The sequence below is a fragment of the Kaistella flava (ex Peng et al. 2021) genome (genome assembly GCF_015191005.1).
Classification (GTDB): domain Bacteria; phylum Bacteroidota; class Bacteroidia; order Flavobacteriales; family Weeksellaceae; genus Kaistella; species Kaistella flava.
Genome location: NZ_CP040442.1, coordinates 394,149 through 406,519 on the forward strand (window position 1 = coordinate 394,149; position 12,371 = coordinate 406,519).

General features: G+C 36.0%; 11 protein-coding genes. 5 read left to right on the forward strand and 6 right to left on the reverse strand.

Going from position 1 to position 12,371, the window contains the following annotated elements; genetic code table 11:
* Positions 1-2: 2 nt before the first annotated feature.
* The 3 genes from Q73A0000_RS01775 to Q73A0000_RS01785 form a co-directional block, all read right to left on the reverse strand.
* On the reverse strand, positions 3-965 hold the full coding sequence (locus tag Q73A0000_RS01775; protein ID WP_193812381.1) for a D-2-hydroxyacid dehydrogenase: 963 nt from the start codon (positions 963-965) through the stop codon (positions 3-5).
* Complete coding sequence (gene serC / locus Q73A0000_RS01780; RefSeq protein WP_193812382.1) at positions 966-2,030, reverse strand: 3-phosphoserine/phosphohydroxythreonine transaminase; 1,065 nt, start codon at positions 2,028-2,030, stop codon at positions 966-968.
* Positions 2,031-2,144: 114 nt separating this feature from the next.
* Positions 2,145-2,495 (reverse strand): 4Fe-4S binding protein, encoded by a 351-nt coding sequence (locus Q73A0000_RS01785; protein WP_193812383.1) that lies wholly within the window; start codon positions 2,493-2,495, stop codon positions 2,145-2,147.
* A gap of 60 nt (positions 2,496-2,555) precedes the next feature.
* On the opposite strand from Q73A0000_RS01785, the gene Q73A0000_RS01790 reads away from it, so the two are divergent.
* Complete coding sequence (locus Q73A0000_RS01790; RefSeq protein WP_193812384.1) at positions 2,556-3,590, forward strand: acyl-CoA reductase; 1,035 nt, start codon at positions 2,556-2,558, stop codon at positions 3,588-3,590.
* Between the two features lie 34 nt (positions 3,591-3,624).
* Positions 3,625-4,311 carry a Bax inhibitor-1 family protein gene (locus Q73A0000_RS01795; RefSeq protein WP_193812385.1) on the forward strand — a complete coding sequence of 229 codons (687 nt, stop codon included), beginning with the start codon at positions 3,625-3,627 and terminating at the stop codon, positions 4,309-4,311.
* 130 nt (positions 4,312-4,441) lie between these two features.
* Here Q73A0000_RS01795 and Q73A0000_RS01800 read toward each other — a convergent pair whose 3' ends face one another.
* Positions 4,442-4,756 carry a DUF4286 family protein gene (locus Q73A0000_RS01800; RefSeq protein ID WP_193812386.1) on the reverse strand — a complete coding sequence of 105 codons (315 nt, stop codon included), beginning with the start codon at positions 4,754-4,756 and terminating at the stop codon, positions 4,442-4,444.
* Positions 4,757-4,902: 146 nt separating this feature from the next.
* Here Q73A0000_RS01800 and gyrA point away from each other — a divergent pair, with 146 nt between their 5' ends.
* From gyrA to Q73A0000_RS01815, 3 genes are all read left to right on the forward strand, one after another.
* On the forward strand, positions 4,903-7,533 hold the full coding sequence (gene gyrA / locus Q73A0000_RS01805) for a DNA gyrase subunit A (RefSeq protein WP_193812387.1): 2,631 nt from the start codon (positions 4,903-4,905) through the stop codon (positions 7,531-7,533).
* A gap of 29 nt (positions 7,534-7,562) precedes the next feature.
* Positions 7,563-8,951 (forward strand): hypothetical protein, encoded by a 1,389-nt coding sequence (locus Q73A0000_RS01810; RefSeq protein ID WP_193812388.1) that lies wholly within the window; start codon positions 7,563-7,565, stop codon positions 8,949-8,951.
* A gap of 152 nt (positions 8,952-9,103) precedes the next feature.
* Positions 9,104-10,876, forward strand: coding sequence for an aminopeptidase P family protein (locus Q73A0000_RS01815; protein ID WP_193812389.1), 1,773 nt, complete (start codon positions 9,104-9,106; stop codon positions 10,874-10,876).
* Between the two features lie 53 nt (positions 10,877-10,929).
* Here the strand turns inward: Q73A0000_RS01815 and Q73A0000_RS01820 are convergent, their stop codons facing one another.
* Both Q73A0000_RS01820 and Q73A0000_RS01825 read right to left on the reverse strand, forming a co-directional pair.
* Positions 10,930-11,223, reverse strand: coding sequence for a hypothetical protein (locus Q73A0000_RS01820; RefSeq protein WP_193812390.1), 294 nt, complete (start codon positions 11,221-11,223; stop codon positions 10,930-10,932).
* A 503-nt stretch (positions 11,224-11,726) separates the two neighbouring features.
* On the reverse strand, positions 11,727-12,218 hold the full coding sequence (locus tag Q73A0000_RS01825) for a nucleoside deaminase (protein WP_193812391.1): 492 nt from the start codon (positions 12,216-12,218) through the stop codon (positions 11,727-11,729).
* Between the last annotated feature and the right edge of the window lie 153 nt (positions 12,219-12,371).

Here is a 12,371-nt window from a genome sequence, read left to right on the forward strand (position 1 = left end):
TACTACTGTAGTTTCTTTTTAATTTCAATAATTTGCTCTGCAAGTTCCTGGCCAATTTTCTTTTGAGCATCCTGCGTATTTCCGCCTAAATGCGGTGAAAGTGACAAGTTGGGATTCATTAAAAGGGCAAGTTCAGGGCTCGGTTCATTTTCAAAAACATCCAAAGCAGCTCCTGCAACTTTTCCATTTTCAATGGCATCCAATAAAGTGACTTCGTTGATAACGCCACCTCTGGCAGTGTTGACAATAAAAACGCCGTCTTTCATTTTTTCAAACTGTGGTGCATCTAAAAGATATCCGCTCGTTTTCGGTGTGTTAACGGTTAGGAAATCCAAATCGCTAAGGAATTGATCCATATCAGTTTCAGAAGAAATTTCGAAATGTAATTTTTGTCCGTCAAAAAAGTCCAAAGTAACTTTTTCAGTTTTCGGTTTTCTGGTCAGAACTTTCACTTTCATTCCTAAAGAGATTCCCATTTTCACGACTTCTCTTCCGATACCACCAAAACCGATGACGCCTAAAGTTTTTCCTTCTAATTCTACCGCACTTGAAAAAGATTTTTTCAAAGCTTTGAAATGAGTTTCACCTTCCAGCGGCATTAATCTATTCGATTCATGAAGAAATCTCGCTAAAGAGAAGAAGTGCGCAAAAACCATTTCTGCAACCGAACGCGAAGATGCTTTCGGCGTATTGATCACATAGATTCCTTTCTCAATCGCGTGTTCTACATCGATATTATCCATACCAACGCCACCACGACCAATGATTTTCAAACCTGGACAAGCGTCGATTAAATCGGTTCTCACTTTTGTAGCGCTTCGAACTAACAATACATCTACCTTATTTTCATTAATGAAATTGATAAGATGTTCCTGTGAAACTTTCGCTTCCAAAATTTCGATTCCCGCGTCTTTCAGCAGTTGTTCTCCGGCTTTTGAAATACCGTCATTAGCAAGAACTATCATTTATTTTAAATTTTGCATTACGTCAACTAAAACTTGAACACTTTCGATGGGCAATGCATTATACATGCTCGCTCGGTAACCACCTAAACTTCTGTGGCCATTCAAACCATTGATTCCTGCTTCTTTCCAAGCATTATCGAATTCTTCTTTTTTAGACTCATCCATTAATTTGAAAGAAACATTCATTAACGAACGATCTTCTTTCACACAGAAGGTTTCGAATAAAGGATTGCGGTCGATTTCACCGTATAATAATTTTGCTTTCGCTTCATTTCTTATTTCTGCTGCAGCAATTCCTCCATTGTTTTCTAAATGTTGTAATGTTAAAAGCGATGCGTAAATCGGGAAAACAGGTGGCGTATTATACATTGATTCTTTGGCGATGTGCAAAGAATAATCCAACATTGAAGGAATATCTCTTCCTGTTTTGCCTAAGATCTCTTTTTTCACAACCACTAAAGTTGTTCCTGCAGGACCCATGTTTTTTTGAGCGCCAGCATAAATTAAATCAAATTGGGAGAAATCAATAACACGACTGAAAATATCAGAACTCATATCGCAAACCATCAACGTATCTACTTTCGGAAATTCTCTCATTTGAGTTCCGTAAATAGTATTGTTAGAAGTGCAATGATAATAATCGTATTCGTTTCCTACTTTATAATCTTTCGGAATAAAAGAATAATTCTCCTCTTTGGAAGAACCAACAACATCAACTTTCCCTAGCTTTTTAGCTTCTTTGATTGCACCTGCAGCCCATGTTCCGGTATCTACATAAGCCGCTTTTCCGTTTTCTGATTTCATTAAATTAAACGGAACCATTGCAAACTGCATACTGGCACCACCACCTAAATATAAAACTTCGTAATCATCACCTAGATTCATCAGTCTCTTCACGATTGCTCTGGCTTCGTCCATTACGGCTACGAAATCTTTGCTGCGATGAGAAATTTCTAAAAGTGATAATCCGCTTCCATTAAAATCGAGAATTGCTTCTGCAGATTTCTGGAAAACTTCTTGAGGTAAAATGCAGGGTCCTGCACTGAAGTTGTGTTTTTTACTCATACTTTTTGATTTTTTAAGAATTCGAGCGGCAGGGTGGTCGTTGATATTCTTATATTTGATTGGTGTTAAATATGAAAAAAAAACGCCCACAAATTTATTTGTGAGCGAGTTTAATTATTCTCCGTGTAAAAAGGCTTTTTTCTCGAGTAAACTTTCTTCCGATTCCACATGGTCTTCATCTGGAATACAGCAGTCAACTGGGCAAACCGCCGCACATTGAGGTTCTTCGTGGAAGCCGATACATTCGGTACATTTATCGGTGACAATGAAATATACATCGTCGCTTACGGGTTCTTGTGGGTCATCAGCATCAATAGATAATCCTGATTTCAAAACTACTTTTCCTTTGAGGGCAGTTCCATCTGAGGCTTTCCAATCTACTGCTCCTTCATAGATCGCGTTGTTCGGACATTCCGGCTCACAAGCGCCACAATTAATACATTCGTCTGTTATTTTAATAGCCATTGCTACTTTATTTTTTTAAATTTGTACAAAATTACTAAAAATACCTCAATTTTCCATACAATGAACATAGAAAAACAAATTTCAGGACTTTGTAAACTAAGTGCTTATATTAAAGATTATTTAGCAAAAGATCCTGCTAATTTTAATGAAGATGATGAAAATTTCTCTTCTGTTTTAAGAAGATCAGAAATTGAAAATTCATGGTTTACCCTTGAGAATCAAAAAATTGCATTGAATCAGTGGGCGAATTTGTTAACTGAAAATAATATCAAACATTGGCTTTCTAAATATCAGGTTGTTAAAACTCCTAAAAAAGTAGGATTAATTTTAGCAGGAAATATTCCACTGGTTGGATTTCATGATGTGATTTCAGTGATTTTAAGTCAACACATTCCGATGATAAAGTTGTCTTCAAAAGATAAAAGGATGTTGCCGTTTTTATTAAATAAATGGAATGATTTTTCTGAAGGAAATGTGCCTTTTGAATTCGTTGAAAGATTAAATGATTTTGATGCGGTAATTGCAACCGGAAGTAATAACACTGCAAGATATCTTGAATATTATTTTAAGGATTCACTAAGCATTATCCGTAAAAACAGAACATCAGTCGCTGTTTTAAAAGGGGATGAAACGGAAGCGGAATTGCAACTTTTAGCAGAAGATATTTTTAGATATTTTGGGTTAGGCTGTCGTAACGTGACCCGACTTTTTATTCCTCAAGATTTTTTAATTGATAAAATATTTGAAAGTTTCCTGAATTTTAAAGACGTTATTAATCATAACAAATACGCCAATAATTACGAATACAATCGTGCGATTTATTTGTTGAATGCAGAACGTTTTTGGGATAATAATTTCGTGATGCTCAAAGAAGATGAAGCGTTGTTTTCGCCACTTTCCGTGTTGAACTTTACTCGATACAATGACATTGAAGAAGTGCGAACTTTTATTAATGAAAACAAACAAGATATTCAGGCCATTGTTGCAAAACCAGAGTTGGGGTTCGACTCCATTAATTTCGGAGAAGCTCAAAATCCAGGCTTAGATACTTACGCTGATAACGTGGATACGATGGAGTTTTTAAGTTTAATATAATTTTATTTATATTCGTTTACTCAATTAATAAACTATGAATTCATCAGTAATTATTTCTCACGCTGCTGCCTCTGACCGAGCAGATTTTTATAAAAAAACCTATACGCATGTTGCGATGGCAATTTTGGCTTTCATCGTGGTAGAAAGTTTTTTGATACAAGTGGTTCCGGAAGAATTTATTCTGGGAATGTTAGGCGGTCGTTTCCTTTGGTTAGGAATTCTAGGTTTATTTTGGCTGGGTTCTTATGTGTCTGAAAAATGGACATTATCGCAAAGCAAAACGGTGCAATATGCAGGTTTAGGATTTTATGTTCTACTGGAAGCTGTAATTTTTTTACCATTAATTTATATGGCCGCTACTTATGCGGGTATTGATGTTATCAAACAGGCTGGCATGATTACGCTGGCGCTTTTTGTAGGTTTAACAGCGGTTGTTTTTATGACCAATAAGGATTTCTCCTTTTTACGAACGGCAATTGTAGTGGGCGGATTTATCTCTTTAGGATTAATCGTTGCCGGTGCTATTTTTGGTTTTAATCTGGGACTTTGGTTTTCAGTTGGAATGGTTATTTTAGCTGGTGCAAGTATTTTATACCAAACGAGTAAGTTAAAGGATGCGTATTCTACCGATCAATACGTCGGAGCAGCCCTTCTTTTGTTCTCTTCTGTAATGTTGTTGTTTTGGTATGTCTTAAGGATTTTAATGTCCAGAAGAAGCTAGAAATATAAAGATGATTTTATCTAAAAAATATAAAAACCCAGATATTACTTCTGGGTTTTTTGTTGATTGATATCGTTTTTTTAAACTGAATATTTGTAATTATAGATCGAATTTCTATCAAGGACAATATCTACAATCTCGATTTTTTCGGATTCAAATAGGTTTTAAAAATCATCACGTTTTGACCAAATTCTTTTAAAATTCTCTCGGTAATATTCGTCAATTCAATTTCGACGAAATCCTGGCGTTTTTCTTCATTTTCAAAAATCAAAAGCAGGTTCGTGTTTTTACCTTCTGAGATCATCTCGCTTTCAACTTCTGAAAGGATGTATTTTTCGGCGTCGATTAAATTTTCAACCATTTGATGAAGGTCGGATTTCATGTATTGATCCCACTCTTTACTGATGCTTTCGGTGGTGTGAAAGGTGATGCTTAAAACGCTCATTTTTTTAACTTTTTTTATGATTCTCGGAGGAAATTATAGCGCAAAAATCGGGATTTTTTTCGTACTTTAGCACGTTATTAAAATCTGAATTATAAGAAAAGTCAAGTCTAATTGTAAGTGCTTGATTTTCATTTTATTAAAATATTATGCATACAGAAGGAGAAAGGTTAATTCCTATCAACATTGTTGATGAAATGAAATCCTCTTATATCGATTATTCGATGTCGGTAATTGTTTCCAGAGCGTTACCCGATGTAAGAGATGGCTTGAAGCCGGTTCACAGAAGAGTTCTTTACGGAATGTACGGATTGAACGTTTTTTCAAACAGAAAACATTTAAAGTCAGCGAGAATCGTAGGAGATGTTCTCGGTAAGTATCACCCACACGGTGATACCTCCGTTTACGATGCGATGGTAAGAATGGCGCAGCCTTGGAGTTTGCGTTATCAACTGGTTGACGGACAGGGTAACTTTGGGTCTGTAGATGGTGATCCGCCAGCAGCAATGCGTTATACTGAAGCAAGAATGAAAAAGATTTCAGATGAAATTTTAGCAGATCTTGATAAAGATACCGTTGACTTTCAAAATAACTTTGATGATTCCATGACGGAACCTTCTGTTATGCCAACGAAAATCCCTAACCTTTTGGTGAATGGAACTTCGGGTATTGCAGTGGGAATGGCGACCAATATGGCACCGCATAACCTTACTGAATCTATCGACGCCATTTGTGCGTATATCGATAATCCAGAAATTACGATTGATGAGTTGATGAAACATATCAGCGCTCCCGATTTTCCAACTGGTGGAATTATATATGGTTACGACGGTGTTCGTGATGCTTTACATACTGGACGTGGACGAATTGTCTTGCGTGCAAAAGTGGGTTTTGAAGAAATTGGAAATAGAAATGCAATTATCGTAACCGAGCTTCCTTATCAGGTGAACAAGGCGGATATGATTGCCAGAACAGCAGAACTTGTAAAAGATGACAAGATTATTGGGATTTATGAAATCCGTGATGAATCTGACAGACAAGGAATGCGTGTCGTTTATGAACTTAAACATGATGCGATACCGAATGTAGTTTTAAATATGCTTTATAAATATACGGCATTACAAACTTCATTCAGTGTTAATAATATTGCCTTGGTTAAAGGGCGTCCGGTACAGTTAAATGTTAAGGATTTAATTCTTCATTTTGTAGATCACAGACATGAAGTAATTGTTCGTAGAACGAAATATGATTTAAGAAAAGCGAGAGAAAGAGCGCATATTCTTGAAGGTTTCATGAAAGTGATTGGAACTCAAGATTCTTTAGATAAAGCAATTGCAATTATTCGTCACAGTTCAAATCCAGCGGAAGCAAAAGAAGGTTTGATGAACGAATTCGAGCTTTCTGACATTCAGGCGCAAGCAATCTTAGATTTAAGGTTAGCTCGTTTGACTGGGATGGAACTCGATAAGATCCGTGCAGAATATGATGAGATCATGGCGTTAATTAATGATTTAGAAGATATTTTGGCCAATGAGCCAAGAAGATATCAGATCATTAAAGACGAAATGTTAGACATGAAAGAAAAGTACGGTGACGAAAGAAGAACGGAAATTGATTATTCAGGAGGCGAAATGTCGATTGAAGATTTAATTCCAGACGAAAAAGTAGTTCTTACGATTTCTCATGCAGGTTATATTAAAAGAACTTCGCTTTCAGAATATAAAGTACAGAGTAGAGGTGGCGTAGGAAACCGTGCAGCAACAACCAGAGATGAAGATTTCCTGGAATATATTGTAGCGGCAACCAATCACCAGTACATGCTCTTCTTTACCGAAAAAGGTAAATGTTTCTGGTTAAGAGTATTTGAAATTCCTGAAGGTTCTAAAATTTCAAAAGGTAGAGCTGTTCAGAATTTAATTAATATCGAACCGGATGATAAAATTAAAGCCTACATCAGAACCAATGATTTAAAGGATCAAGAATATATTAATAAAATGAATGTCGTGATGATTACCAAAAACGGAACCATCAAGAAAACTTCATTAGAAGCCTATTCAAGACCTAGAACAAATGGGGTGAATGCTATAGAAATTAGAGAAAACGATCAACTTCTAGGTGCAAGATTAACAGATGGAAATTCTGAAATCATGATTGCAACCAAAGATGGTAAATGTATTCGTTTCCCAGAAGAGAAAGCCAGAGCGGTAGGACGTGGTTCCATCGGTGTTCGTGGTATTTCTTTGGGAGAAGGTGACGAAGTTATTGGTATGATCGTTGTGAACGATGTCGAGAATGAAACCGTTTTAGTGGTTTCTGAAAAAGGATACGGGAAACGTACGGCGGTAGAAGACTACCGAATTACCAACCGTGGCGGGAAAGGAGTAATTACTTTAAATGTTACCGAGAAAACTGGTAATCTGATCGCAATTCAAATGGTAACCGACGAAGATGGTCTAATGATCATCAACAAGTCTGGTGTTGCAATTAGAATGGGAATGGATGAAATGCGGGTAATGGGTAGGAATACTCAAGGTGTGAAAGTAATCAACTTGAAAAAGAATGATGAAATTGCTGCCATCGCGAAAGTAGAAATGGATAAAGAAGTAATCATTGAAGAAGGAGAAATAGTGGAAGGTGCAGAAGATGCGGAAGGAACTCCAATCGCGGAAACTGACTCAACGACTGAAACTGATTTAACTACCGAAGCTGACCCAACTATTGAGATCGAAAACAATCAAAACGAAGAAAATGAAGATTCAGAAGACGAATCTGCCGAATAATAAATTACCCAATTTTTAATTAAAATAAAATGAAAAAAATATTTTTAAGCGCCGCAATGCTTGCCGTTGCATTAGCATTTGGACAAAAAAAGGAAATCGCAGCAGCCGTAAAAGCAATTGATGCTGGAGATATCGCTACTACAAATGCACAAGTTGCACAAGCAGAAAGTGCGATGGGAAACAAAACTTATCTTTTGGAACCTGCTGTTTTAGAGCAATATTATTATGCGAAAGGTTTGTCACTTTTAAAATCAGGAAAGACTGCAGAAGGTGCTTCTTATTTGGCAAAGATTAATGATTTGGCAAAGAATAAAATCTATGTCGGAAAAGATTCTTCGAAAAATAAAGTGTATTACGTTGGTAAAACAGCTGCTGATGAATCAGGAGTACAAGGTTTAAAAGAGGAATCTTATGTTCCGACTTTAACTACTAAGTTATCTGCATCAATTAATCCGGTTATCGAATCTGCCAATAAAGCAGCTTTAGATGCGTATAATGCAAAAAAATATGCAGACGCTGCTCCTAAGTTTCAAGAAGTTTATGACTTATTGAAAGCTGCAGGACAGGACAATAAAAAATACTTGTATTATGCAGGTTTAACTTATGCACTTGCTGACAAGAAAAAAGAAGCTACAGAGATTTATCAGAATTTGATTAATTCTGGCTATACCGGAGTTGAAACAACTTATACTGCAAAAAATAAAAAAAGCAATGAAGTTGAGAATTTGGAGAAATCTACTTGGGAACTCTATAAAAAAATGGGTGCAACTGGAGAATATACTGAGTTTAAAACAGAAGTTTCTAAAAGTTTAGAGCAGGAATTATATGAAACTACAGCGGCTTTGCTTATCGATACAGATAAATCTGAAGAAGCTTTAGCATTAATCGAAAAAGGATTAAAAAAATTCCCAACAAGTTCTAAATTAACTGAAAATCAAGGAACAGCTTATTTTAAATCAGGGAAAACAAATGAATTTGTTGGAAACTTGAAAGCCCAATTGGCGAAAAATCCAAATGATGCTAACAACTGGTACAATTTAGGAGTTTTACAAAGTAAAGATCCTGCGACTGAAGCAGATGCTTTGGCTTCTTACAAAAAAGCAGTAGAAATAAATCCAAACTTGGCTGTAGCTTGGCAAAACCTTACCTACACTACGATGGGTGACGACGCCAAAGCAGTTGATGATTATAACGCGGCCAGAAAAGCAGGAAAAACTGAGCTGGCTAATAAAATCATTGAAGGACGAAGAGTGAGATTAGCAGCGACTTTACCTTATGCAGAAAAATGGTATCAAAGTGATATGAATAATTTAGATGCAGTAAGTCTTTTAAGAGGATTGTATTTATCCAATAAAAACGACGCTAAGTATCAGGAATTTAAAGCAAAAGAAGCAGCGATGAAAGCAGCTCAAAAATAAGATCTAAAAAAATAGATTTAATCAAAGTATATCGAATTCATTTTCGATATACTTTTTTTTTGAAGTGAATGACCAAATATTATTAAAACTTTAAGACACATCCTTTTTTAAACTCTCAATTTCTTCGTAAATTCACAACCAAATTATATATTATGACTTCATCAGAAAAAATAGTGGCACTTCGCCAAAAAATGTCAGAAAATAATATAGATGCTTTTATTGTTTATTCTGCAGACCCTCACATGAGTGAATATTTGCCCGCAGAATGGCAAGAGAGATCGTGGCTTTCTGGTTTTACTGGGTCAGCTGGATTCGTTGTTATTACCCATGATAAAGCAGGATTATGGACCGATGGTAGATATTTTGTACAAGCACCAATTGAACTGAAAGATTCCGGAATTGATCTTTTTAAAGATGGAATGGAAGGAACTCCGAATTATATCGACTGGATTATTTCTGAAATCCCGGATAACGGAACTGTAGCAGTTAACGCCATTGCAACTTCAAATGCCAACTGGGAATTGTTGACCGAAAAACTTTCAGCAAAAGGAAGAAAATTAGTTGATTTACCATTATTAAAAGAAATCTGGACCAACAGAAATCCAGAAGCTAAAAAGAATCCAATTTTCGTACAGCCAGTAGAAAGAGCAGGAAAGTCAGTCAATGATAAGTTGGTTGATATTCGTAATAAAATGGAAGAACTGGATGCTTCAGTTCATATTATTTCCAGTTTAGATGATGTAGCCTGGACTTTAAATTTACGCGGAAGTGATGTTCAGTCCAATCCCGTATTTTTAGGATATATTATTTTGACTAAAAATGAAGCGAAACTATATGTGGATTTAGAAAAGCTGGATGTTGACTCCAGAAAACAAATGGATGAATCTTGTGTTAAGATGCTTCCTTACGAAGAATTCTACAATGATCTAAAAAACATTAGCGACGAAAAAGTATTGATTTCACCGAACAGTAATCAATTGATTTTTGAAGCTTTGAAAAATAATAACACTTTTATTAAAGCACCCGTTCCAGGAAATTTAATGAAAGCGATTAAAAATGAAACCGAGTTAGAAGGTTTCAGAATCGTGATGCAGAGAGATGGAGTAGCGATGGTGAAATTCCTTTATTGGTTAACCCATCAAGCTGGAAAAGAACCGATGACCGAATTTTCTATCGGTGAAAAATTAAGAGGTTTCCGTGCAGAAGGTAAAAACTTCGTGGGCGAAAGTTTCGGCAGTATCGTCGGTTACAAAGAAAATGGTGCAATTATGCATTATTCAGCAAAAAGTGAAGGAAGTAAAGAAGTAACCAATGAAGCGACAATTCTGGTAGATTCCGGCGGTCAATATTTAGAAGGAACTACCGATATCACCAGAACTTTGGCTTTGGGAACCCCTTCTGATGAATTTAAAGAAAACTGTACTTTAGCTTTAAAAGGATTAATCCAACTTTCAATGGTGAAATTCCCGAAAGGCACTCGTGGTGTTCAACTGGACGCATTTGCAAGGATGGCACTTTGGAAAGAAAACAAAGATTTCAACCACGGAACCGGACATGGAGTAGGAAGTTTTATGAATGTACATGAAGGTCCGCAGAATATCAGAAAAGACATGAATCCGCAGGAATTAATTCCAGGAATGGTTTTGTCAAATGAACCAGGGTTCTACTACGACTACCATTATGGGATCCGTCACGAAAACTTAATTGCCGTGAAGGAAACAGAAACCACAGACTTCGGAACATTTTATGAATTCGAAACATTAACACTTTGTCCATTCGACAAGAAAGTAATCAATGCTGATTTATTGACGCCACCAGAAAAAGAATGGCTGAACAATTATCACCGTTGGTGCGAAGAAAAGCTCGCCGCAGATTTGCAGGGAGACATCAAGGAATGGTTCTTAGAACTTGTAAAACCGATCTAAAATAAAGAAGTGCAGCTGATTATAGCTGCACTTTTTTTATAGTAATGTGGTGATTATTTCACTGGAACTGTTTTTACCTCTTTGTCCATTTCACCTACTTTTTTGGTTTTAATGGTGGCGGTTTTATCTTCCGTATTCACTCTTTTAACGTACTTATTGCCTCTTTTGGTTTTTTTCTTAACCTTGTAGCCATTATGTTCTGGGTGTTTCGGATGTACGATATTATGAATATCCTGTGTGATTGTGGCCGTTTTTTTTACTTCATCTTTTTCTTTTGGTTTTACTTCCTGTGCTTGTGCCAGAGCCAATCCGCCAAAGAAAATCATTAAGACAACTAATTTTTTCATACTGTTATTTTTTAATTTGTTATCATATGCTTTAAACAATGTTAATGCCATTTGATTATTAAAGTTTTGTTAATTTACATATAATGTTAAATAATCAATAACGTATTTGATTTGTCGATGAAGAATCTTAATTTGATAGAGTCTTTCTAATATCATCAGATCTTAAATGCTGCCTCATTTAGCAGTGAATTCTATATGGTACTTTTTAGATATATTGAATCAACTTCTTTAGGAGCAAGAATATTTTATCTTCTTTGAAAAAGCAGTCCCGCTGTCCACTATATCCCAAGCAGCAGCAAACCCTTCTCTTTTGGGGATGCCGTTTCCATCGGGGCTAAAAGTTCAGTCAGTTTCTATTTTCGATGATGATGCGTTCATAAAATATCAATTATAGATTTTTATTAAATGCGTTCTTAGAGAACTATTCACAACAAATCAATTAACAAAACCGCCTCAAAATAGTTGTATTTTGAGGCGGTTTTACTTTAGAAAATATTCAATATTTATTTTTTAGTCCATGCTTTTTGATGCAATTTCTTAATCTCTTCCAGCAAATCACCTTCCGCCGGGCCACGAATTTCTATATTTTTAATGATATCTTCAACAGGTAAAAAATTAATTTTAGCTTCTGGAAGATTGTATTCTTTTTGCCATTCTCCCAACTGTCTGGCAGAACTCAAATAAACCAAGGCTCCCAAACCAACCCAGCCATGCGCCGCCGAACACATCGGGCAATGTTCACCGGTGGTGTACATCGTTGTCTTTGCTCTTTCTTCCTCCGATAAATTCTCTGCAGCCCAATAGGCGAGATCAATTTCGGGATGTGCCAGAATCGTTTTTTCATTCACACGGTTTCGCGCTTCTTCGATAATCTTTCCGTCTTCATCGACCAAAATAGAACCGAATGCTTCATCACCAGCTTCCACCGCTTCTTTAGCCAGTTCCAAACATCTTCTTAAATATTTACCGTCTATTTCTTTTAATTGTTGCGCCATTTTTTTCTTTTTAATTTTCAAAAAATCAATAGGAACGGGCTTAAGACCGTTTTCAAAATAATAAATTATTCATTGGCTTTAGCCGAAACTTATTCGGTTTTGGCTAAAGCTAATTCTCTTAATTAATTCTTACATCGGGTTGTAACCCGATGC